The sequence below is a fragment of the Pseudomonas sp. Irchel s3f19 genome (assembly GCF_900187555.1).
Classification (GTDB): Bacteria; Pseudomonadota; Gammaproteobacteria; order Pseudomonadales; family Pseudomonadaceae; genus Aquipseudomonas; species Aquipseudomonas capeferrum.
This window is the reverse complement of the sequence record NZ_FYDW01000001.1, coordinates 811,750-833,793: the sequence shown is the minus strand read 5'-3', so window position 1 is coordinate 833,793 and position 22,044 is coordinate 811,750. Positions and strand designations below refer to the sequence as shown.

Genomic DNA, 22,044 nt, shown 5'->3' with positions numbered 1-22,044 from the left:
CGCTTGCTGTGAGCTCCCCGCAGCCTGACGTCACTAAAGTCCTATCGCATGACAAGCAAACTCAGGTGAGGCGGCGCTTGGTGGGGAGGATTTTAGTGCGCGGCCTTTCGAACAGTCGACACAGTAACAGGAGGGATTGATACAGAGAGGACGAGAGGATCAGAGAGGGGGGAGAGCAGCAGAGTATGGCCAGACCCAGGAGCAAGCCCAGGTTCTGGCCAACGAGCCTCAGAAGTCGTAGCGCAGTGTTACCGTGGCGTTGCGTGGTGCCCCGTAATGACCATAACTGCCAGCCATGCCAGCGTAGTACTTCTTGTCGAAAATATTATTGACGTTCAAGGTGGCGGCAAGGCTCTCATTGATCCGGTAGCGCGCCATCAGGCTGGTGACGAAGTAGTCATCCTGGGTCACATGGCTGTTGTAGCGGGCAAAGTTCAGCGTGGATTTCGAGTTCCAGTTCACACCACCGCCCAGGGTCAGTTTTTCCCACTCGCCAGGCAGTCGGTAAGTGTTCCAGAAGCGGAATGTGTCCATCGGTAGTTGCGGGGTCAGGCGCTTGCCGTCAGCATCTTCGGTGCGGGTATGACTATAGCCGGTAAAGACATTCCAGCCTGGCAGCACTTCGCCCGACAATTCTACGTCCACACCTTTGGTTTCTGCACCGTCAACTGCGCGAGAAGCGATGAGACCACCCGAGTCAGGAACCACTTCATTGGTCGACTCGGCCAGGTTGTCTCGCTTGACCATGTACAACGCAATGTTGGCGTTCAGCCGGCCCTCGAGGAACTCACCTTTCCAACCTAACTCGTAGTTCTTTCCGACTTCAGGATCAAGCGGTTTGCCTGTGATATCTACGTTATTCTGTGGCTTGAAAATGTCGGTGTAGCTGGCATAGACGGATTGCTCATTCGTCAGGTCATAGACGATGCCTGCATACGGCGTGACGACACCGCGTTCTACCATTTTGTAAGGCGCGGGTTCATTACCAATACGCCACAGGGCGTAGTCGAACCGATAATTGGACGCCCGTGCCCCGAGAATCAGATGCAGATCATCGGTCAAATTAAAGCGGCTCGCCACAAAATAGCCGGACTGGCGGTTGGAAATATTGTACTGAATGCCGGGAATGATTTCGTCATCACCCGGTTTGGGGGTCTGGTTATCCCAATCGTAAAAATTGATATTCACATCGGGTCCAGAATCACCCCGGTGTTTATTTTCGTACTCGAGATAGTTATACCCAACTATCAGTTCGTGTGTTTGCCCCAACAGTTGGAATGGCCCCTGGAGCGTGGCGTCGACGCCTTTTTGGTGCTGTTTGGCAGTCACGATACCTGCGCTGATTTCGGTTGAACCATCGAGCTCCAGATAAGAGCGGTTGGTCGTAGTCGAGTAATAGGATGAAAACGAATCACGGTCAACATCCATGTAGGCAGCCGCCAGCTTGAATTGCCAGTCGTGGGCCAGTTGCTGCTCAAGGCCAAATGTGTAATTGGTCGTCGTGTAATCGTCGTAACCCCAACGTGCATCAGAACTGGTCGAGCGGGAAAAGTTTGTGGGTTGGCCGTTGGTGTAAATGATAGGTACACCCGGTGCACCGTTGACTTTGTAAGTCTGGCGATCAATCCCGAACCGAGCCACTGTGGTGTCTGTTACATCAGCTTCAACAACACCGTACAAGACATCTCGGTCTTGCGTGTACCAGTCCATGAACGTGTGGTTGTCCTGCTTGGCGGCAAAGAAGCGCCCCCGAACTCGACCGTCATCCGTCAGCGGGCCAGAGACGTCAGCTTCTGCGCGGTAGTAGTCCCAAGAGCCAACGCCTGCCTGAATGTGAGATTTGAATTCGCGTGTTGGACGCTTGCGGATCACGTTGACCACGGCACTGGGGTCACCTGCCCCCGTCATCAGGCCGGTTGCGCCACGGACGATTTCGATACGGTCGTACAACCCCACGTCCATAAGCGTACTGGGCATGTTACGCGTCTGGTTATCCTGATAGGTCGTCACACCATCAAACTGATAGATATTGATAGCGCTACCGCGAGAATAAATGTTGAAGCGTTCGCCACCATCCTGCGACATGGTGATGCCAGGGGTCTGGGTCAGGACCTCGTTCATGCTGCCCAGATGCTGGTCGTCCATGCGTTGACGCGTAACCACTGTAATGGTCTGGGGCGTTTCGCGAATAGAAAGGTTCATCTTGGTGGCCGTGCTGGTAACTCCCGTTGTGTAGGAGCCCGTTCCTTCCGTGGTTTCGCCCAGCCCGGCACTGTTCACATTGGTCGCTGACAGTTCGATTTGGCCGTCTTTTGCCGCCGCGCTGGCCGTCACGGTCACGGTATTACCATCAATCTGATACCGCAGCCCCGTCCCCTGCAACAGAATCCGCAACGACGACGCAAGATCATGCCGCCCCTTCAGCGCCGAAGACCGCAGCCCGCCAATGTCTTCCGGGCTGTACAGCAGCTGCGTATCCGTCTGCTTGGCCAGCGCCTGCAGCGCGGAGTTCATCGACTGCGCCGGGATATCCAGCGTCCACTCCTGCGCCTGCACCTGGAAAACCAGCGCGCTAGACAGCGCCAGGCCCATGCCGATGCGTGACAGCGCATGCCGGGGACGAAGCGAATGACGAATCAGTAAGGCTTTGGCGAGCGGGTTGAGCGCACTGGGCAAGGGCTTGGACATCGGGTTGCGTTCTCGTTGGCAGAGGGGTTTTTTTCTATGTGCTGTATGTGACGCAGCACCTGTGAAAAACCGGAACGATTCTTATTGACTGTTTTTTTCGCAGGCGCAGCGTTAACCGTGTCACACGTTTCAGAGTTCGCGTGCTACGCGGAAACCGAGGAAGTCACCCCGGGTGGTTTTCAGCCGGTCATTGCGGTTGGCCGAGCGCGAGAAGATCGGTGGCTCACCCCAGTCGTTGCCGCGCATGTGCGCGCGGATGCACGTGGGGTCCTGGACCCAGGCGCTGCCGTCGCTGGGGGCGCCTTCGTAGCTTTCGTGGTAGCAGTCGGCGACCCATTCGTAGACGTTGCCGTGCATGTCGTACATGCCGAAGGCATTGGCCGGGTAGCTGCCCACGGGGGCGGTGAAGGTGTAGCCATCGCGGGGGCCATAGGTGTTGGCGTGCTTGCTGATTTCGTACTTGCCCGGCTCATCGAAGGGGAAGGGGAACGGGCCGGTGGAGCCGCCGCGGGCGGCGTATTCGCGTTCGGCCTCGCTGACCATGCGGTACGGTTTGCCGGTTTTTTTCGCCAGCCATGCGGTGTAGGCCTGGACTTCGTCATAGTCGACGCACACCGCAGGTTGGCGGGCGGTTTGTTTGTAGGTTGGCTTGCTGGCCTCGCACCAGCGGCCGGGGCGGTCGTCGCCGCTCTTGATGACGGTGCCGGTGGCCTTGATATAAGCGTCCAGCTCGCCAGCGGTGACCTGGTAGCGGCTCATGGCGAATGGCTTGGCAAAGGTCACGGTATGCAGCGGGCCTTCGTCGGGCTGGCGGCCGACTTCGTCGTCGGGGGCGCCCATCACGTAGCTGCCGGCGGGCAGCACTACCATCTCTGGGCAGTCCTTGCAGTCCTGGAATACGTCACCTGGCTTGGCCGCGTGGGCGTAGGCGCTGACCAGCAGCAGGCAGGTGATCTGGGCTGGCCGGTAGAGCCAGGTTTTTGCGTTCATTGGGGGTCCTCGGAGCGGGTGAATGCGTGCGGCGTTTCGCATTCAGACGAGCCAAGGCGGTGAAAAATTAACCAGCGGCCGCCCCTGCATCGGTCGGTTTAGCGAGTTGCCAGCCAGAAAACGCCGGGCTATAGTCCAGGCCATTGATCTCATCCGAAGACCTGTTCATGCCTGCCATCCCTTCCACCACATGCTTTGCCCTCGCGCCAGTCGCGGGCAGTGTCGTGCGTGGCAGCCAGCAGCCGGCCATGATCAGTCACTACCCACCACCTGTCAGTGGCGTTGTAGGCGGCGTAGCTCCGCCTCGCTGCGTGGTCGTGCTGGGCTGATCGGCTTTTTGCCGCATCCCACCGCACCCGCAACCTACTGAACACGGTCGGCTACTTCCCTCGCTGAAAGTTCGCCCTCCGTTCGGCTTATTCGCCCGAAAGGTGGCACTACATGTCTGTCATTTCCAAAGCATCCGTGGCCTCGGCGGCCACCACCAGCCTGTTCGTCCTGCTGTGGAGCAGCGGGGCAATCGTCTCCAAGCTGGGCCTGGCGCACGCCAGCCCGTTCGCCTTCCTGCTATTGCGCTCGGCGCTGGCACTCGCCGGCCTGTTGCTGATCGGCCCGTTGCTGGGCTTGCGCTGGCCGCGCAGTCGCGGGGCGATTGTGCGCGCCCTGGGCACCGGCTGTGTGCTGCTGGGGGCCTATCAGATCTTCTATCTGTTGGCGCTCAATACCCATGTCACCCCCGGCGTCATGGCCACGGTGATGGGGGTGCAGCCGATCCTTACTGTGGTACTGATGGAGCGTCAGCGCTCCTGGAGCCGGTTGTTCGGCCTGGGGTTGGGCCTTGCCGGGCTGGTGATGGTGGTCTATCAGAGCATCAACCTTGGCGGGGTGTCCCTGGCCGGCATGCTGTTTGCGCTGCTGGCGTTGGGCAGCATGACCTTTGGCTCGATCCTGCAAAAACGCATCACCGACAACCCCATGGGCACGCTGCCGCTGCAGTACCTGGCAGGGTTTGCCCTGTGCGCGCTGTTCGCGCCGTTGCAGCCGTTGCAGGTGCAGTGGAGCGGTGGTTTCGTCGGTGCGCTGTTGTGGATGGGGCTGGTGGTGTCGTTGCTGGCGACCTTGCTGCTGTATCGCCTGATCGCCAAGGGCAACCTGGTCAACGTCACCAGCCTGTTCTACCTGGTGCCTGCGGTGACGGCGGTGATGGACTTCCTGATCTTCGGTAACCGCCTGGCACCGCTGAGCCTGCTGGGGATGGGGCTGATCGTGGTGGGCTTGCTGTTCGTGTTCCGCAAGCCAGCTGCGCAATTGGCCCAGGCGTAAGCCTTTAGCGGAATTCTTCGGGGATGGTGTGCCGTAGCACGCCTTCCTCGAAGTCCAGCAGGTCGGCTTCGCGCTGGGTCAGCAGGTAGTAAAGCAAGGTGTCGAGCGAGCGCTGTGTGGCGACTTCGACAGCGAGCATCCTCACTGCCTGTTCCGCTTCGCATTTGCAGCCGAAATCCTCCAGTGCCGTGCGCACTTGGTCGAGGGTTTCCGGTGGCTTGACGATGACCCGGAACACCGAGCGGCCGCCGCTGCTGCGCAAGGCGTCGAACCAGGTTTCACCTGCTTCGTCCCGCGTGCCAATGATGTCGCCCGGTGCAATGCCGTAGACATAGAACGGGATGTTGTCGACTTCGTAGCCGCCCTCTGTTGCCTTGGCCCACAGGCCCTCGACCGAGGCGGGCGGGTAGCCGTCCGCGTCCTGCTGCAGGCGGAACAACACCTTCTTGTATGCATCGCTCATCGTGGCTCCTGCTTCATTTGCGTGCCGGGCGCAGCACCAGCCATAGGGCGGCGCCAATCAGCAGCCCGCCGTACAGGTGCGCCATCGACAGCGGCTCGTCCAGCAACCACGCGCCCCACAACACGCCGAATACCGGGATCAGGAAGGTCACGGTGCTGGCCTTGACCGGGCCGATTTCTTCCAGCAGACGGAAGTACAGGATATACGCGAATGCGGTGCACAGCAGGCCCAACCCGAGCAGCGACAGCCACACGTTCCAGCCACCCCAGCTGGCGGGTGGCTGGGTCAGCGCGCTCCAGGCGAACAGCGGGCTCAGCAGCAAGGTTGCGCCGAGCATGCTGCCCAGGGCCGAAAGGCGGCTGTCCAGGCCGCTGACCCAGCGGCGGGCGAGGAAGCCGGCAAAACCATAACAGGTGGTGGCCGCCAGGCAGGCGAGGGCGCCTTGTAGCAGGGCCATGTCCAGGGCGACGGGGCCGGCGCCGCTGAGGATGCCGACGCCGAACAGGCCCAGGAAGATGCCGCAGAGTTTGGGCAGGGTCATCGGTTCGCGGAAGAACAGCACGCCGATCAGCACGCCCATCAGCGGTGTGGTGGCGTTGAAGATCGCCGAGTAGCCGGCGGGCAGTACTTGCGCGGCCACGGAGTAGAAAGTGGCCGGGATGCCCGAGTTGATCATGCCCAATACCAGGCAGGCGCCGAGTTTGCCCTGGAAGTCCCAGCGTACCCGCGCGGCGGCGAGGATGGCGATCAGCCCTAGGCAGGCAATCGACACCCGGAAAAACGCAGTCGGCACGGTGCCGAGTTCGGGGGCGATGATGCGCATGAACAAAAAGCTCGCCCCCCAGACAGCGGCAAGGGTCAGCAGGCGGGCTAGGGCGATGGGGCTCACAACGGTCTCCGGGTTTTGGGCAGGGCGCGAGTTTACGCCAGGGGGGAGCGGGATTCTTGTGCTTTCTTGCGCAGTGAATCGGTGCGCGCCCTTTCGCGGGCAAGGGACCGGCTAAGCTGTGTATCTCACCCTGCAACGAGATGCCTCGCATGCACCAGCACTGGCCCGCCGGCGAAATCGCCCGGATGATCCTCGACGGCTTCGATGACTACCGCGAGCACTTTCGGCGCATCACCCTCGGTGCCCGTGAGCGCTTCGAGCAAGCGCGCTGGCAAGACATCCAGCGCGCAGCAGCGGCGCGTATCAACCTGTATGAAGAGAAGGTGGCCGAGGCCAACGGCTGGCTACGCCAGCGCTTCGCCGAGGATGTATTGCTGGAGGTGGAGCAGTGGCCGCTGGTCAAGAGCGCCTACATTCGCCTGATCGACCCACGGCTCGACGATGAGTTGTCCGAGACCTGGTACAACTCGCTGTTCTGCAGCCTGTTCAGCCATGACCAGATCAGCGACGGCTGCATGTTCATCCACACCACCCGGCCGTCGATGCGCAGCCACGAGCGCGCCGCGCAAACCCGCACCTACGCACTTGGCGATGGTCTCAAAGGCTTGCTGCGGGCGATCTTCGCCGACTACCCGTTCGATGTGCCCTATGGTGACCTGGAAGGCGACCTGACGCGCCTGGAAGAACAACTGCGCGAATGCCTGCCGGACTGGGTGTGCAAGGACCCGGCACTGGCAGTCGAGCTGTTCTCGCCGGTGCTGTACCGCAACAAGGGCGCTTACCTGGTCGGCCGCCTGTACACCCCCGACGAACAGTGGCCGTTGGTGATCCCCTTGCTGCACCGCGAAGGCCATGGCATCGAGGCCGATGCGCTGATCACCGACGAGGCCGAGGTGTCGATCATCTTCTCCTTCACCCGGTCTTATTTCATGGTCGATGTGCCGGTGCCGGCGGAGTTCGTCAACTTCCTCAAGCGCATCCTGCCGGGCAAGCACATTGCCGAGCTGTACACCTCGATTGGTTTCTACAAGCATGGCAAGTCGGAGTTTTACCGGGCGTTGATCAACCACCTGGCCAGCAGCGACGACCGTTTCATCATGGCCCCGGGGGTGCGCGGGATGGTCATGAGCGTGTTCACCCTGCCGGGCTTCAATACGGTGTTCAAGATCATCAAGGACCGGTTCGCGCCCTCGAAGACGGTCGACCGCGCCACCGTGATCGACAAGTACCGGCTGGTGAAGAGTGTCGATCGGGTAGGGCGCATGGCCGATACCCAGGAATTCGCTGATTTCCGCTTTCCGCAGAGCAAGTTCGAGCCGCAGTGCCTGGCCGAGTTGCTGGAGGTGGCGCCGTCCACGGTCGCGTTGGAGGGTGACACGGTGCTGATCCGCCACTGCTGGACCGAGCGGCGCATGACGCCCCTCAACCTGTACCTGGAACACGCCAGTGAAGGGCAGGTGCACGAGGCGCTGGAGGATTACGGCCTGGCCATCAAGCAACTGGCGGCGGCGAATATTTTCCCCGGCGACATGCTGCTGAAGAACTTCGGCGTCACCCGCCATGGCCGGGTGGTGTTCTACGACTATGACGAGATCTGCTTTCTGACCGAGGTGAACTTCCGCCATATTCCACCGCCGCGCTACCCGGAGGACGAGATGTCGGGCGAGCCGTGGTACTCGATCGGGCCGCATGATGTGTTCCCCGAGGAGTTTCCGCCGTTCCTGTTTGCCGATATGGGCCAGCGGCGGCTGTTCAGCCGGTTGCATGGGGAGTTGTATGACGCGGATTACTGGAAGGGGCTGCAGGCGACGATTCGTGAGGGGAAGGTGATCGATGTGTTTCCGTATCGGCGCAAGTTGCGGTGAACCCGGGGCCGCTTTGCGGCCCCAGCATGTCAGCCCTTCAAACACTTCAACTCACTGAAATCATTCCGCACCTTGCCCAGCCGCTGCTGCAGCAACTGGCGCTGCGCCGGGGTACTCAGTTGCATCAGGTCGACCAGCAACGTGCGCGCCTGTTGCTCGGTGTTCTGGTAGGCCATGCGATATGCCGGCGTCCACAGGCTCTCCTTGCGCTGTAGCAATTGCGCCAGGCGTGGTTCGAAGCTGGCGTCGCTACGCTGGTCCATCGCCAGCACCAGCTGTTGCTGCCAATGCGCGCGGTTGGCGATCCACTGGCGGTTCTGGTCGCCCAGCGCCTGTGACCAGGCTTGCACCCGCAGCCGCTGCGCCGCACTGAGCTCACCCAGCCACGGCGTCAGGCGTTTTTCCATGCGTTCGGTACGGCGGGCAATCTGCTTGGGCAAGGGCGTGTCGACATACTTCTTTTGTCGCTCGCTGATGTCGTCGCGGAAGGCCTGGCGCATTTCTGCCACCTGGGCGTCGCTCATGCCACGTAACAATTCGGTAGCGGAAGGGGTGATCTCTTCGGCTACACGGCCTATGGCCGCGCGCGCTTCGCGGGTGCGTTGCTGCAACGCCTGGTCGGTCACCTGGTCCTCGGCGACCATGGTGCGCACCCGGTCCAGCCAGTCGAGGTAGCTGGGCAGCTGGGTTTTGCAATGCCAGGCCAAGTGCTGCTTGAGGCGCTCGTCGAGCAGTACTTTCTGCTCGCGGTTCATGTCCAGATAGTCGCCCAGCGACCACGGCACCAGGCGGTCGAGGTTGCGGTAGGCCAGGTCTATGCGGCTGCACGCCGCCAGGGCCAGGGCGAACGCCACGGCGATGAGCAGGGGCTTGAACAGGCGTGAAAGCATGTGCTGATCCTTGCAGTGGCTGCCAATCAGTAGACGTAAGGGTGAGGTGGCGGTTCCACCGAATCAGCGGTCAGGCAGCGCGGCGGCTTCGGGTGTAGAATAGCCGTCTTGTCTTGAGGAACATTGGAAATGGCTCTGCTTGGGCGTTACAACAGTTTGCAAATCGTTAAACACGTGGAATTCGGCCTGTACCTGGACGGCGGCGCCGATGGCGAGATCCTGCTGCCGGGGCGCTACATCCCGAAGAACGCCGAGACCGAGGTCGACGATTGGTTGAACGTGTTCATTTACCTGGACAGCGAAGACCAGCTGATTGCCACCACCGAGAAGCCCAAGGTGCAGGTCGGTGAGTTCGCCAGCCTCAAGGTCAAGGACATCAACGGCGCCGGCATCTTCCTGGACTGGGGCCTGCCCAAAGACCTGCTGATGCCTTACTCGGAAGAGTTGCAGCCGCTGAAGATCGGTGACTACTGCGTGGTGCACGCCTACCTCGACAAGCGCACCCGCCGCATCACCGCAACGGCGCGCCTGGACCGCTACCTGGACCGCACCCCGGCCGATTACCAGGTGGGCCAGCCGGTCGAGCTGCTGGTGGCGGGCGAGACGCCTATGGGCTTCAAGGCGATCATCAACAACCGCCACTGGGGCCTGATCCACAAGAACGAAGTGTTCAAGTTCCTGCGCTCGGGCATGCACGAGAAGGGCTTCATCAAAGAGATTCGCCACGACGGCAAGATCGCCCTGAGCCTGCAGCCAGTGGGCGCCGCCCTGGCGGACAGCCTGCAAGAGCTGATCATGCAGCGCCTTGAAGCCGAAGGCGGCATGCTGCCGGTGTGCGACAAGAGCGACCCGGCAGTGATCAGCAAGCTGTTCAACGTCAGCAAGGGCAACTTCAAGAAGGCCATTGGTGCGTTGTTCAAGCAAGGCCGCATCGTCATCCATGACGATCGCATCGAGCGGGCCTGATCAGTCCTGCACGAAGGTCCGGAAGTCCAGCTGCTCGCCACCTGGGCGGGTGTCGCGCAGCAGCGAATCGCGGTCGGCGCTCAGGGCCAGGCTGATGGTCGAGCGGCGCTTGCCGGGCTTGCGCACTTCCATCTGCTCCAGGTGAGCCTTGAGGAAGTTGGTCGGCACCTTCAGGTGCTGTAGTTCATCGGTGTCGGGGGTGTGCAGCAGCAGGTTGACCCAATCGGGCTGGCCCTTGCCCAGCAACGCTACCGGCACCTCGAACCACCACAGGTTGCGTTTCGGGTCGAGGATAGCGAACAGGGTGTTGCTGCTGGTCAGTACTGGCCGGGCCAGTGCTTCGTTACGCCGTGCGATGGCGGCGGGTTTGTCGAGTTTCATGCAGGTTCCTGCGGGTTGACGCTTGATAAGGCCTGCATTGTGAGGGGTGGCGGGTGGCTGAGCAAGGTTTGCCTGGGCCGGCCTCTTCGTCTGTAAACCCGCGAAGAGGCCGGTTGCCTCAGCGACGAACCGGCAGGCTCAACTCGGAAGTCGCCCCGTCGGCCGTGGTCACGGTCGCCGTGAAGCTGTGCAGCCCGTCACTGTTCTCCAGCACCTGGGCAAACCGGGCCTGCCCCTTGGCATCGCTGTTCACCAGCACTTCCCCGAGATACTGCTCCGCTTCGCTGCCCGTTGCTTGCGCATTGCCGAACAACTCGACGCGCAACAGGCTCGACGCCGGCCCCTGCACCTCACCGCGGATCACGTTCCCCTCCAGCGCCATCAGCCGTGGTGGTTGCTGGTTGTGATTAGGCAACGGCTGGCACGGCTTGGGTTCACCCTGGGCATTGCAGATGATCGCCTGGTCCTTCTTCGCCAGCTCCGCCCCCACCCCGCGCGACCCCACGTACAACGCATGCGCCTGCGCCGGCACGCCGAACACGATAGCGCCGGTGCGCTGGTCTGGTACGCAAGAGCCGCCAGCCTCGCAGCGGCGGATGTCCTGGCTGTTGCCCCAGATACGGTTGGCGCTCAGGCGGGTGGCGGTGATTGCCGGCTCCGGGCGCAGGGCCACGCCGATGCGGTTGCCGTGGATCAGGTTGCCATCGAGCATGTTGCCCTCGCCGGTGACGCTGACACCGATCGAGTTGCCGCTGAAGGTATTGGCGCCCAAATAGTTGCGGTTGCCCCAGTTGATCTGCAGGCCGTCGGAGTAGTTCTCGAAACGGTTGCGGACCACGCTGTTGTCGTTGCCCAGCAGAATTTCGATGCCCTGGGAGGGCTCTGGGTTGGCCGCCGTGGAACGGAACAGGTTGTCGGCCACCAGGTTGAAGGCTGCGCCGCGGGTCAGTTCCAGGCCGTCGCCGTTGTCGATCAGCTGGTTGCGCAGCACCTTGTTGTTGACCGTGGTGGTTGCAGTCGGGTTGCCGGCACCGTCGTCGCCGGTCAGCATGATGCCAGCGCCGCCCTTGTTGGCGATGACGCGGTTGTCTTCGATGACGTTGCCACTGGCGCGATTGACCAGGATGCCAATGCAGAAGTTGCGCACTTCCAGGCCGCGCAGATGCACGCCCTGGGTGTCGCGCAGTACCAGGCCTGGGTGGGTGGTGGTTCGCACGTTGGTGCCGAACTGGCCGGGCAGAGCGCCGGGGCAGGTGTGCACACCCTGGTCCTTGATGTAGCCCGAGCCGTCGATGGCGATGTACTGGCCGTCGCGGGCCCACGCCTGGCCGGTGATGCGCACCGGTCCTTTGATTTCAGGCAGCGCGCGCGTCGGGCGGATGACATAAGGCGCCTGGCCGACCGCAGCGATTTCGATGCGGTAGTGGCCGGGGTTCTGGTTGTTGGTCTCGATTGCCCAGCGCAGGCTGCCGGGTTGGCCGTCGTCGGCATAGCGGTCGACGCGCAGGGTTTCGGTTACGGCCGGCGAGGCGGCAAGGGCGGGCAGGGGAAGCAGTGGCAGCAGGGCCACGAGCACAGGCATCAGACGCATGGGGGCGGGTTTTCCGAAAATCGTTGTTTTTATGACTGGCCTGCCCTATGTGGGCGGGCGTATGCCGCGATTCTAGGGCAGCCGGCAGGTACTGGGCAGTTGGGCGGGGTAAATGGGTGCGATATTCGCACGCAGATTTGCCGCTCGGCTTGTTCGGGTGAAATTGGTTGAAACTCTTGCGAAAGGCCCTGGGTCCACAGACTGTCGACACGGTTCACGTGTCTCCATTTGCAGGAGTTTTGCCATGAGCGGTACTAAAGACAAAGCGAAAGGCTTGGCCAACGAAGCAATCGGTAACGTGAAACAGGGCGTCGGCAAGGTGACCGACAACGACAAGCTCAAGGCTGAAGGCAAGGCCCAGGAACTCAAGGGTGAAGCGCAGCAGATCAAGGGTGACGTCAAGGATGCCGTGAAAAAGCCTTGATGCCGTATTGAGCGTTCCATCGATTCGCGGGCAAGCCCGCCCCTGCAGGTAGCACGTAGCCGGTGGGGGCGGGCTTGCCCGCGAATGCCTGGGCCCAGTTACGTAGGCATTTTCTTTATAACCCTCGGGAGCAGCACGGCAACGGCGTGGTCTATTAGACTTGCCTGTTGTATCGATCGAGCGGCGAAAGGAGACGCTATGATATTTTCCGCCCTGCAGGGCCTGCCCTTGCACCGCGTGCTGGTGCGCACCGTCAAGGAGTTCCTTGACGACGAGATGTCCACCTATGCGTCCGCGCTGGCTTACCAGATGCTGTTTTCGCTGTTCCCCTTCCTGTTGTTCCTGATTGCCCTGATCGGTTTCCTGCATTTGCCAGACTTCTTCTCCTGGTTGCGCCTGCAATCGGAACTGGTGCTGCCGCCCCAGGCGCTGGAGCAGGTGAACCCGGTGATCGACCAGTTGCAACAGTCCAAGGGCGGGCTGTTGTCGGTGGGTATCGTGATTGCCCTGTGGACCGCTTCGGCGGGTGTGCGCTTGATGATGAGCGCCATGAACGCCGCTTACGATGTGCCGGAAGGTCGCCCGGTGTGGAAGCGCATACCGCTGTCCATCTTCTACACCGTGGGCATCGCCGGCATGCTGCTGGCTGCGGCAGCGCTGATGGTGCTCGGGCCGCAGGTGATGGAGTGGATTGCCGCCCAGGTCGGCATGCAGGAGGTCATCGTCACGGTCTGGACCATCCTGCGCTGGCCGGCGATCATCATCCTGATGATGGTAGCGGTGGCCTTGATCTACTACGTGATGCCGGATGTGAAGCAGAAGTTTCGCTTCATCACCCCAGGCTCGGTGCTGGCGGTGGTGGTGTGGATCGTCGCCTCCCTGGGGTTTGCCTACTACGTCAAAACCTTTGCCGATTACAACGCCATGTACGGCAGCATCGGTGCAATCATCGTGCTGTTGCTGTATTTCTATATTTCCGCCGCTGTGCTGTTGCTCGGCGCGGAAATGAACGCGGTGATCGAGCACATGTCGGCCGAGGGCAAGAACCCTGGCGAGAAGGATTTCGACGGTGAAAAACCCCAGGAAACCCTGACCGTGCTGGGCCACGAACACCCGCAACCGAGCCAGCATCAACCTTCCGAGCCGAACCCCAGATGATCCGTGACATTCTCAAGATGGGCGACGAACGCCTGCTGCGCATCGCCCCGCCCGTGCCCGAACACCTGATCGGCAGCGCCGAACTCCAGCAGTTGATCGACGACATGTTCGAGACCATGCGCCATGTCGGGGGTGTGGGCCTGGCCGCACCGCAGATTGGCATCGACCTGCAACTGGTGATTTTCGGCTTCGAACGCAGCGAGCGTTACCCCGATGCCGAAGCGGTGCCGCAGACCATCCTGATCAACCCGGTGATCACGCCGATGACCACCGAGGTCGAGGACGGTTGGGAGGGCTGCCTGTCGGTACCCGGATTGCGCGGCGTGGTGCCGCGCTACAAGCACATTCGCTATGAAGGGCTCGACCCGCAAGGCAACCCGATCAACCGTTTTGCCGATGGCTTCCATGCGCGGGTGGTGCAGCACGAGTGCGACCACCTGATCGGCCGGCTTTACCCCTCGCGCATCCAGGACTTCGCCAAATTCGGTTACACCGAGGTGCTGTTCCCCGGGTTGGACGCCAGCGACGACTGACCACGCTGCAGGGCCACCAGCGGCTTGCTGCGCTGGTAGCGCTGCAGGCGGGCAGCCAGGGGTTCTGGCAGCGCGGTTGCCGTGTCGAAGCCAAGGCGCTGGTAGAAGGGCACAAGGTCGGGGTGGCAGAACAGCCAAGTCGGCCCAACGGCCTGCGCCAGCGCGGCTTCGACCAGCCGCCCAGCCACACCTTGGCTGCGCTGTTGCGGGTCGACGAACAGCCCGGTAAGCCAGTAGCCATCGCCCACCGGGGTCAAGTTCAGCCCTGCAATGATGCAATTGGCACGCGCCACCCACAGTTCGCCGTCACTGGCCGAGCGCATGCGCGAGCCGTGCTGGCGGTAGAAGTGATCGAGCAGGCGTCGTTCAGGGTCGAGCAGCCTTGAGCAACACAGGTAATCAGAAATCGCGCATTTCCCTTGTTGAATCGGCCGGGTCGGGCAGAGACCAACCAACGGCTCTACGCCACTATATACCGCCCATTATGTCGCAGATTGTTGCAAATCCGGCAAGGGTGAATATCCGACTTCGGGGTTCAACTATTGCCAACCCGGAGTAGACTTTTACTCATCCCACCAGCAGTACGACGAAGCGGGATCGGTACTTCGTGTCATCTTTGCAGTCGATGACAACTTCTCCGCGCCAATGACGGCATTAGAAGTCAATCGATCAGCTTGATTGCTTTATAGGCACTCCCACATGAAACCATTACTGATTCTTGCATTGGTCGGTATGTCCTCGTTCGCCCTCGCCGATGAGGTCCAACCTGTCTCCAACCAGCCTGTGGCCCAGCAGTACGACTACTCCATGAACCTGGATATCAAACGGGTCATCAACCTGTCGACCATCCCCAATGTTTGCGAAGTGGTACCTGCAACCATGACCTATGAAGACCACCAGGGCCAGGTGCACACCATTCAGTACCGCGCCATGGGCGAGGGTTGCCAGCAGGGTTGATCGTTCAAGGTCAGCGGCCTCTTCGCGCCGCGCCGACGCGAAGAGGTTGCAGGCTTCTCCCGGTTCATTCACTGGAAAGCACCTGCCGCACCACCTCCAGCCCTTGTTTCAGTTCAGCCCGGCTGGCGGCCGCCGACAGGCTGATACGCACGGCCTGCACCTCGCTGGCGCCAATGGCGAACACACTGGCCGGGACAACCTCCACGCCCCGTTCGCGACACTGCTTGACCACCCCCTCTGCACCTTGCGGTGTGGCCAGCCACGCGTGCGGCGAAGGCTGGCCTGTGTTGTGCAACCCATCGCCCAGCAGCTTTCGCGCGAGGCGCCAGCGCTCGGTAATTTCAGCACGTTGCCAGGCCAGCCGCAGCGCTGCGGTGCCATCTTCTATCCACTGGCAGGCGATATGCAGGTTCAGTGGCGACACCGGCCAGTGACTCGCCTGGGCGTGCGGGTCGATGTGTGCAAGCAGCTGTGGGTTGGCCGCAATCCACCCTACACGCAAACCTGCTGCCACCGTCTTGGACAAGCTGCTGATGAGCACCCCTTGCTCGCCCAGCAGTGGGTACAGCGGCGGTCGGTCGCTGAGTGCGCCATACACGTCATCCTCGATCACCAGCAGCCCCAGGCGTTTGACGACCGCCGCGAGCGCTTCGCGGCGGGCGTCATCCATGCAGGCGCCCGTGGGGTTGTGCAGGGTCGGTGTGGTGACCAGTACGCGGGCACCGCTGGCGCGTGTGACACGGTCAAGGTCGTCGGGCCGCAGGCCTTGGCTGTCCAGTGCCACGCCATGCACGGGCAGGCGTAGCTGTCGGCAGGCTGCCTTGATGCCAGGTGCGGTCAAGGCTTCGAGCATGACCGGTTCACCGGCCTGGCAGAACGACTGCAGCACCAGGGTCAGTGCCTGCTGAGCGCCGCCACTGAGCAGTAACTCGTCCGGGGCCAACGCCAAGCCACGCTTGGCCAGCCAGTGCGCGCCCTGAATACGGCCGCGCAGCAGTTGCTCGGGGCCCAGGTAGTGATCCAGCAGGCTGCTGTCGCGCTGCTCCAGCACGCTGTGCAGGCTGCGCTGCAGGTCCTGATTGTGCGGGTCGGCCACCGGTACGTTGGTCGACAGGTCGATCAGCGGCTTTGGCCCGTCTTGGTGTTTGAGGCGAAACAGGGTCGCTTCCTTGCTGCCTGCCAGCACGTAGGTGCCGCGGCCGACTTCGCCGGCCACCAGGTGGCGGGCGGCAGCTTCCCGGTAGGCCTGCTGGGTGGTGCTGGGGTTCAGGTCGAGTTTCCAGGCCAGGCGCCGTTGCGGTGGCAGGCGGTCACCGACCTTGAGCTCGCCGCGCTCGATGGCATCGGCGATCGCATCGACCAATGCCAGGTAGCGGGGCTGGTCATCGTTTGCGAGCGTTGGGATCCACACGAAATTGCTACCCATGCAATATAAGGTTGTACCCATACAATGCCCGGGGCTTAGGATCGGATCAACCACCTACCGAAGAGGGATGATCGCCATGTTCGACCTGAATGCCCTGCGCGAAGCCGCCGATTTCGTTCACCAGCACGTGCCTGCAACACCGCAGCACGCCTGGCCTTTGCTGGCCGAACGGCTGGGCTGCCAGGTGTGGGTAAAGCACGAGAACCACGCGCCCACCGGTGCATTCAAGGTGCGTGGCGGGTTGGTCTACGTGCGCTCGCTGCTGGCGGGCGGCAAGCCGCCGCGCGGCCTGGTCACCGCCACGCGTGGCAATCACGGCCAGAGCATGGCACTGGCTGCCCGCCAGGCTGGCATCCCCTTGGTGATTGTGGTGCCTGAAGGCAATTCCACCGAAAAGAACGCCGCCATGCGCGCCCTCGGCGCCGAACTGGTGGAGCACGGTGTCGATTTTGATGTGGCCCGTGAAGAGGCTGCCCGGCTGGCTGATGAATTGGGGTACGCGATGGTGCCGTCGTTTCACCCGGAGCTGGTGCGCGGCGTGGCCACGTATGCCCTGGAGCTGCTCGAGGCGGTGTCTGACCTGGACAGCGTGTACGTGCCGATCGGCATGGGGTCGGGGATCTGCGGGCTGATCCAGGCACGCAACCTGCTGGGGTTGAAGACCGAGATCGTGGGGGTGGTGTCCAGTGCTGCCGATGCCTATGCGCAAAGTTTCGAACTGGGCCGCATCGTCACCACCGCCACCGCCCAGACCTTCGCCGATGGCATGGCCTGCCGCGTGCCGCACCCGGAGGCGTTCGCCTTGGTGTGCGAGCATGCCGCGCGCATCGTGCGGGTCACCGACAGTGAAGTCGCCGAGGCCATGCGGCTGTACCACGAAGCCACGCACAATACTGCCGAAGGTGCAGGGGCTGCGGCGCTGGCGGCGTTGATGCAGGAGCGCGAGCGACAAGCCGGTAGGCGGGTGGCCGTGGTGCTTAGCGGGGCGAATGTGGATCGGGCGCTGTATGCGCGCGTGCTGGCGGGCATCGACTGAGCTTGATTGGCATCAGGGGGTACCGCGCCCACTGTCATTGGGAATTTGCGCTTTCAATCGAGTGATCACTCGTGGCAGGCTCTACGGCGCTTAATTGGCCGGTCATCGAGTGCTCAATGCCTTTTTCCAATGGATTTCTCCTCAGCCTGTCCCTGTGTCTGGACATCGGCATCGCCAACATCGCCATGATCACCTTGGCCATGCAGCGTGGTTTTCTCAAAGGTTTCTGGCTGGGGCTTGGGACTTGCGTGGGTGACTTGATCTATGCCGTTGCCGCGCTGGCCGGGATGACCGTGCTGTTGCAGTTCGAAAGCGTGCGCTGGACCTTGTGGCTGGGCGGTTCGGCGCTGCTGGTGTGGTTTGCGGTGAAGATGCTGCTGGCCGCGTGGCGCGGCGGGCACATGGAGGCGCGGGCAGACGTGGTGGTGGAGTCCGGTTGGCGCGAGTTTTTGCGTGGGATCTTTTTGGCCATGTCGTCACCCACCGCGATTTTGTGGTTCGCGGCTGTCGGTGGGGTGCTGATTTCACGCTCCGGCGGTGGCAGTTTGCTGGATGCCGGGTTGTTCCTTAGCGGCTTTTTTGCTGCTGGGTTGGTCTGGTGTCTGAGCCTGTGTGGTATTGCCAGCCATGGCGGGCGCTTGCTTGGCGACCGGCTGCTGACCTGGTCGTACCTGTTGTCGGCGGCGATCTTCTGCTATTTCGCGGTTTATGTGATTGTTTCGGGGTATCGTGAATTTATTCTCGCCAGTTCGGCAGTGTAGGCAGGGGTGCATGCCTATTTAAGGGCTGCCATGTATATGCCTGCATTGACCGCAGTGCGCTGCGACCCTTATGCAAAAGCCTTTTACGAGTCGCTGATCAGCAGGGGCAAGAAGAAAATGCAGGCTATTGCTGCTGTCATGCGCAAGTACCTGACTGGCATCTGGGCGTGCATGCACGGGGATGAGCCATTTCATACGGCCAAGCTTTTCAGCTCTGAACACCTCAGAAAAGCTTGACCGCTAACAGAGTATCTACATTTGTTTCGGGCCAGTTATTCCTGAGGCATTGGCGCGCGGCCCCTTGGTGCCCGTCTCAATATCGCGTCGGACCAACAAGGCGGTCGCGCGCAAATGCCACAGGCCTCACTGGCCCGAAACAGATGTGGGAGCGGGCTTGCCCCGCGAAGCGCCGCGCGGGCGGCGCTCGATCTCATGGGCGCTACACAACTCCAGGCATGCACCTGCCGGCCCAACCCTCTCTTTCCGGCAACAAAAATAATTTCACACCCTGTCGATTCCCCCAGCTCCCGTTCGACCAGAGTTGAAGGCCCAGCCCAAATCTGTGCCAAAACCTCAAACGATCGGAGCACCCCGATGAGCACCTCAGCCGAAAACGAAATCCGCCAACTGATCGACCGCTGGATGCAAGCCGTGCGCGACCGCGACATCCAGGCCATCACCGCCCCCTATGCCGACGACATCGTCGCCTTCGATGCCATCAAGGCACTGCAATTCAAAGGCAAAGCCACCTACCAGGCCCACTGGGAAATGTGCATGGGCTTTTGCACCGGCCCGATGGTCTTCGAACTGGCCGAACTCACCGTGTACGCCGACGGCGACCTGGGCCTGGCCCATTGGCTGAACCGCTGCGGCCCGTCCGATGACGAGAGCCAGTGTGGCTTCATGCGCGTCACGGTCGGCTATCGCCGCCAAGGCGGGCAATGGCAGGTGATCCACGAACACTGGTCGGCACCCTTCGACATGGAAACCCAGAAAGCCCTGTTCGATCTCAAGCCCTGAGCCGATATCGCCAAACGCACTGTGCCAATGCCCTGGAGGCGACCATGAAATACCTGTGCCTGGTCTATTGTGACGAAGGGCTGCTGCACAGCCTGCCCGACAGCCCGGAAGACGCCGAGTGCATGGCGTACGCCGAATCCCTGCAGGGCGGCGGGCGCATGCTCGCGGCCGAGGCGCTGAAGTCGGTGCAGACCGCCACCACGGTGCGTGTGCGCAATGGGCAGATGAGCCTCACCGATGGCCCGTTCGCCGAGACCAAGGAGCAACTGGCCGGCTTCTATCTGGTGGATGCCCGCGACCTCAACGAGGCGCTGAACATCGCCAAGGGCATCCCCGCCGCCAGGGTCGGCAGTGTGGAAGTGCGGCCTGTGCGCGAACTGCAACCCTGACAATAACGGAGAACAACCAGCATGAGCCTTGCACACCCTGCGCAAGCGCAGCACGAGTTGTCCATCAGCCGCCTGATCGACGCACCACCGGCCAAGGTGTTCCGCGCCTGGACCGAGCCCCAGTGGCTGATGCAATGGTGGGGGCCACATGGCATGACCACCCCCGAATGCGAAATGCAGCTGTGGGTCGGTGGCCTGTTCCGTACGTTGATGCGCGCCCCGGACGGTACCGAGTACCCAACCCAGGGCGTGTTCCTGGAGATCGCCGCGCCCCGGCGGTTGGTGTTCACCGACGCTTTCGGGCCAGGGTGGGTGCCTTCAAACAAAGCCTTCATGACCGCCGTGGTGACCTTCGACGAAGAACACGGCAAAACCCGATACACCGCCCGCGCCTGGCACTGGAGCGCCGCCGACAGCCGTGCCCATGAAGAAATGGGGTTTCACCAGGGCTGGGGAGAAAGCCTGGACCGCCTGGTGGAGGTGGTGACCCAGCGGATGCCGGACTGATGGTGACGCTGGCGCAGGTGCGCGCCGAGGTCGAGGCAGTCTACCGTCGCGATTCCCGGCGCATCCTGGCGACCTTGATTCGCCTGCTGGGGGATTTCGACCTGGCCGAGGAGGCCATGCACGATGCGTTCTTCATTGCCGTCGAGCGCTGGCAGCGTGATGGCATCCCCGACAACCCGCGGGCGTGGCTGGTTTCGACCGGCCGTTTCAAGGCCATCGACGCGTTACGCCGACGTGCCCGCTTCGACCGCTCCCAGGCGGACCTGATCATGCTGCTGGAGGGCCAGGCGCAAGACCCCAGCGACGAAGAACTGCTCGGCGACGACCGTTTGCGGCTGATCTTCACCTGCTGCCACCCGGCGTTGGCCGCCGACGCCCAGGTGCCGCTGACCCTGCGCGAGGTCTGCGACCTGACCACCGAGCAGATTGCCCGAGCGTTTCTGCAAAGCCCGGCCACCATTGCCCAGCGCATCGTGCGGGCCAAGGCCAAGATCCGCGATGCCGGCATCCCCTATCAGGTGCCGGTGCTCAATGAGTTGCCCGAGCGCCTCGAGAGCGTATTGCGGGTGATCTACCTGGTGTTCAATGAAGGGTACTCGGCATCGTCCGGCGACGCCCTGCTGCAGCAAGATCTGACTGACGAGGCGATTCGCCTTGGCCGCCTGCTGGTGCAACTACTACCCGACCCGGAGGGGTTTGGCTTGCTGGCGTTGATGCTGTTGCAGGCGTCGCGCCAGCGTGCGCGTACAGACGCCGAGGGCAATCTGGTGCTGCTCGAGCAACAAGACCGCAGCCTGTGGGACCGTGAGCGTATCGAAGAAGGCTGCGCGCTGGTGCGCCACGCCCTGCGAAGCCAGGCCTATGGCGCCTACACCGTACAGGCGGCGATTGCTGCGGTGCATGCCGAGGCGGCCACGGCCGATGCGACGGACTGGGACGAAATCGTCGGGCTGTACGATGTGTTGCAACGCTACTGGCCGTCCGCGGTGGTGGCGCTAAACCGGGCGGTGGCGCTGGCCAAGCGTGATGGGCCGCAGGTGGGGCTCGCGGAGGTTGAAGCGATTCTGGCGGCGGGGGAGTTGCGCGATTATCACCTGGCCTATGCGGCAAGGGCGCAGTTGCATGCTCAGTTGGGTCATGTCGAAGAGGCACGCGCGGCCTGGCAGCAGGCACTGGCGTTGACCCGGCAGGCGCCGGAGCGACGGTATATCGAAAGCCGTCTACGCGAATTAGGGTAAGGGTATTTGCAGCCCTTTTCGCGGTGGTTCGGCGCCCCGAACCTCCGCGAAGCGGCCTGTGCTGAAATCAGCTGGCCACGAAATGCGGTGGCGATACCAGCTCGACGGTCTGCTGCTTGCGCGGCGCCAGGATTTCGGCCTCGCCTTCGACGACCAGCTCATCGTTCTGGTTGTACACATTGGTGGCGATGCGCACCTTGAACTTGGGCAGCTTCTCGAGGATTTCCAGGCGCACGGTCAGGGTGTCGCCTATTTTTACCGGCTTCTGGAAGCTCATCTTCTGGCCCAGGTAGATGGTGCCAGGCCCAGGCAGGGTGCAGGCCACTGCGGCACTGATCAGCGCGCCGCTGAACATGCCATGGGCAATGCGTTCACGGAACATGCTCTTGGCCGCAAACTCGGCATCCAGGTGCACCGGGTTGTGGTCACCGGACATCGCAGCGAACAGCTGGATGTCGCGTTCTTCCACAGACTTCTCATAGGTGGCTTTCTGGCCGACCTCAAGGGCTTCGTAAGGCGTGTTGGTGACCTGGGACATCGGGGCTTCCT

24 protein-coding genes are annotated in these 22,044 nt (G+C 62.2%); 14 read left to right on the top strand and 10 right to left on the bottom strand.

Annotation, left to right across the window (positions count from 1 at the left end):
• Window positions 1-228: 228 nt before the first annotated feature.
• Both CKW22_RS03795 and CKW22_RS03790 read right to left on the bottom strand, forming a co-directional pair.
• On the bottom strand, window positions 229-2,688 hold the full coding sequence (locus CKW22_RS03795; RefSeq protein WP_095063764.1) for a TonB-dependent siderophore receptor: 2,460 nt from the start codon (window positions 2,686-2,688) through the stop codon (window positions 229-231).
• A 129-nt stretch (window positions 2,689-2,817) separates the two neighbouring features.
• Window positions 2,818-3,678 carry a formylglycine-generating enzyme family protein gene (locus CKW22_RS03790; RefSeq protein WP_077068505.1) on the bottom strand — a complete coding sequence of 287 codons (861 nt, stop codon included), beginning with the start codon at window positions 3,676-3,678 and terminating at the stop codon, window positions 2,818-2,820.
• Window positions 3,679-4,119: 441 nt separating this feature from the next.
• On the opposite strand from CKW22_RS03790, the gene CKW22_RS03785 reads away from it, so the two are divergent.
• On the top strand, window positions 4,120-5,001 hold the full coding sequence (locus CKW22_RS03785; RefSeq protein ID WP_033699709.1) for a DMT family transporter: 882 nt from the start codon (window positions 4,120-4,122) through the stop codon (window positions 4,999-5,001).
• Window positions 5,002-5,005: 4 nt separating this feature from the next.
• Here the strand turns inward: CKW22_RS03785 and CKW22_RS03780 are convergent, their stop codons facing one another.
• Together CKW22_RS03780 and CKW22_RS03775 are read right to left on the bottom strand one after the other, a co-directional pair.
• Complete coding sequence (locus tag CKW22_RS03780; protein ID WP_033699708.1) at window positions 5,006-5,464, bottom strand: DUF4265 domain-containing protein; 459 nt, start codon at window positions 5,462-5,464, stop codon at window positions 5,006-5,008.
• A 13-nt stretch (window positions 5,465-5,477) separates the two neighbouring features.
• Complete coding sequence (locus CKW22_RS03775) at window positions 5,478-6,353, bottom strand: DMT family transporter (protein ID WP_033699707.1); 876 nt, start codon at window positions 6,351-6,353, stop codon at window positions 5,478-5,480.
• Window positions 6,354-6,502: 149 nt separating this feature from the next.
• Between CKW22_RS03775 and aceK the strand changes: the two genes are divergently transcribed.
• Window positions 6,503-8,218 carry a bifunctional isocitrate dehydrogenase kinase/phosphatase gene (gene aceK, locus CKW22_RS03770; RefSeq protein ID WP_033699706.1) on the top strand — a complete coding sequence of 572 codons (1,716 nt, stop codon included), beginning with the start codon at window positions 6,503-6,505 and terminating at the stop codon, window positions 8,216-8,218.
• 29 nt (window positions 8,219-8,247) lie between these two features.
• Here the strand turns inward: aceK and CKW22_RS03765 are convergent, their stop codons facing one another.
• Window positions 8,248-9,108 (bottom strand): DUF6279 family lipoprotein, encoded by an 861-nt coding sequence (locus CKW22_RS03765; RefSeq protein WP_033699705.1) that lies wholly within the window; start codon window positions 9,106-9,108, stop codon window positions 8,248-8,250.
• A 129-nt stretch (window positions 9,109-9,237) separates the two neighbouring features.
• Here CKW22_RS03765 and CKW22_RS03760 point away from each other — a divergent pair, with 129 nt between their 5' ends.
• Window positions 9,238-10,074, top strand: coding sequence for a S1 RNA-binding domain-containing protein (locus CKW22_RS03760; RefSeq protein ID WP_033699704.1), 837 nt, complete (start codon window positions 9,238-9,240; stop codon window positions 10,072-10,074).
• Here CKW22_RS03760 and CKW22_RS03755 read toward each other — a convergent pair whose 3' ends face one another.
• Together CKW22_RS03755 and CKW22_RS03750 are read right to left on the bottom strand one after the other, a co-directional pair.
• Window positions 10,075-10,455 carry a hypothetical protein gene (locus tag CKW22_RS03755; protein WP_033699702.1) on the bottom strand — a complete coding sequence of 127 codons (381 nt, stop codon included), beginning with the start codon at window positions 10,453-10,455 and terminating at the stop codon, window positions 10,075-10,077. It abuts the gene before it with no gap.
• Window positions 10,456-10,573: 118 nt separating this feature from the next.
• Window positions 10,574-12,046, bottom strand: coding sequence for a nitrous oxide reductase family maturation protein NosD (locus tag CKW22_RS03750; RefSeq protein ID WP_033699701.1), 1,473 nt, complete (start codon window positions 12,044-12,046; stop codon window positions 10,574-10,576).
• A 244-nt stretch (window positions 12,047-12,290) separates the two neighbouring features.
• Between CKW22_RS03750 and CKW22_RS03745 the strand changes: the two genes are divergently transcribed.
• The 3 genes from CKW22_RS03745 to def all read left to right on the top strand — a co-directional run bounded on the left by CKW22_RS03745 (window position 12,291) and on the right by def (window position 14,161).
• Window positions 12,291-12,470, top strand: coding sequence for a CsbD family protein (locus CKW22_RS03745; RefSeq protein WP_033699700.1), 180 nt, complete (start codon window positions 12,291-12,293; stop codon window positions 12,468-12,470).
• A 198-nt stretch (window positions 12,471-12,668) separates the two neighbouring features.
• Window positions 12,669-13,628 carry a YihY/virulence factor BrkB family protein gene (locus tag CKW22_RS03740; protein WP_033699699.1) on the top strand — a complete coding sequence of 320 codons (960 nt, stop codon included), beginning with the start codon at window positions 12,669-12,671 and terminating at the stop codon, window positions 13,626-13,628.
• The gene (gene def / locus CKW22_RS03735) at window positions 13,625-14,161 is read left to right on the top strand and encodes a peptide deformylase (protein ID WP_033699698.1); all 537 of its coding nucleotides are present in this window, start codon (window positions 13,625-13,627) and stop codon (window positions 14,159-14,161) included. Before CKW22_RS03740 ends, def begins: the two co-directional genes overlap by 4 nt.
• Here def and CKW22_RS03730 read toward each other — a convergent pair.
• Window positions 14,116-14,484 (bottom strand): GNAT family N-acetyltransferase, encoded by a 369-nt coding sequence (locus CKW22_RS03730; protein WP_033699697.1) that lies wholly within the window; start codon window positions 14,482-14,484, stop codon window positions 14,116-14,118. The genes def and CKW22_RS03730 overlap by 46 nt on opposite strands.
• Window positions 14,485-14,860: 376 nt before the next feature.
• Here CKW22_RS03730 and CKW22_RS03725 point away from each other — a divergent pair, with 376 nt between their 5' ends.
• A complete protein-coding gene (locus CKW22_RS03725) occupies window positions 14,861-15,118 on the top strand; it encodes a DUF2790 domain-containing protein (RefSeq protein WP_033699696.1) in 258 nt (85 codons plus the stop codon).
• Window positions 15,119-15,182: 64 nt separating this feature from the next.
• Here CKW22_RS03725 and CKW22_RS03720 read toward each other — a convergent pair whose 3' ends face one another.
• Window positions 15,183-16,529 (bottom strand): PLP-dependent aminotransferase family protein, encoded by a 1,347-nt coding sequence (locus tag CKW22_RS03720; protein ID WP_047583809.1) that lies wholly within the window; start codon window positions 16,527-16,529, stop codon window positions 15,183-15,185.
• A 91-nt stretch (window positions 16,530-16,620) separates the two neighbouring features.
• On the opposite strand from CKW22_RS03720, the gene CKW22_RS03715 reads away from it, so the two are divergent.
• The 7 genes from CKW22_RS03715 to CKW22_RS03685 all read left to right on the top strand — a co-directional run bounded on the left by CKW22_RS03715 (window position 16,621) and on the right by CKW22_RS03685 (window position 21,495).
• Window positions 16,621-17,580: a threonine dehydratase gene (locus tag CKW22_RS03715; RefSeq protein WP_033700196.1), complete on the top strand. Its 960-nt coding sequence runs from the start codon at window positions 16,621-16,623 to the stop codon at window positions 17,578-17,580.
• A gap of 116 nt (window positions 17,581-17,696) precedes the next feature.
• The gene (locus CKW22_RS03710; protein WP_033699695.1) at window positions 17,697-18,341 is read left to right on the top strand and encodes a LysE family translocator; all 645 of its coding nucleotides are present in this window, start codon (window positions 17,697-17,699) and stop codon (window positions 18,339-18,341) included.
• A gap of 36 nt (window positions 18,342-18,377) precedes the next feature.
• Window positions 18,378-18,578: a hypothetical protein gene (locus CKW22_RS03705; protein WP_371856382.1), complete on the top strand. Its 201-nt coding sequence runs from the start codon at window positions 18,378-18,380 to the stop codon at window positions 18,576-18,578.
• Window positions 18,579-18,935: 357 nt separating this feature from the next.
• Window positions 18,936-19,361: a nuclear transport factor 2 family protein gene (locus CKW22_RS03700; protein ID WP_047583801.1), complete on the top strand. Its 426-nt coding sequence runs from the start codon at window positions 18,936-18,938 to the stop codon at window positions 19,359-19,361.
• Window positions 19,362-19,405: 44 nt separating this feature from the next.
• Complete coding sequence (locus CKW22_RS03695; protein ID WP_033699692.1) at window positions 19,406-19,750, top strand: YciI family protein; 345 nt, start codon at window positions 19,406-19,408, stop codon at window positions 19,748-19,750.
• A gap of 21 nt (window positions 19,751-19,771) precedes the next feature.
• A complete protein-coding gene (locus CKW22_RS03690; protein ID WP_047583802.1) occupies window positions 19,772-20,257 on the top strand; it encodes an SRPBCC family protein in 486 nt (161 codons plus the stop codon).
• Window positions 20,257-21,495 (top strand): RNA polymerase sigma factor, encoded by a 1,239-nt coding sequence (locus tag CKW22_RS03685; RefSeq protein WP_095063763.1) that lies wholly within the window; start codon window positions 20,257-20,259, stop codon window positions 21,493-21,495. The genes CKW22_RS03690 and CKW22_RS03685 overlap by 1 nt, the downstream gene beginning before the upstream one ends.
• A 67-nt stretch (window positions 21,496-21,562) precedes the next feature.
• On the opposite strand, the gene CKW22_RS03680 is transcribed toward CKW22_RS03685, so the two are convergent.
• Window positions 21,563-22,033, bottom strand: a complete 471-nt coding sequence (locus CKW22_RS03680; RefSeq protein WP_033699686.1) for a MaoC family dehydratase — start codon at window positions 22,031-22,033, stop codon at window positions 21,563-21,565.
• Window positions 22,034-22,044 lie beyond the last annotated feature (11 nt).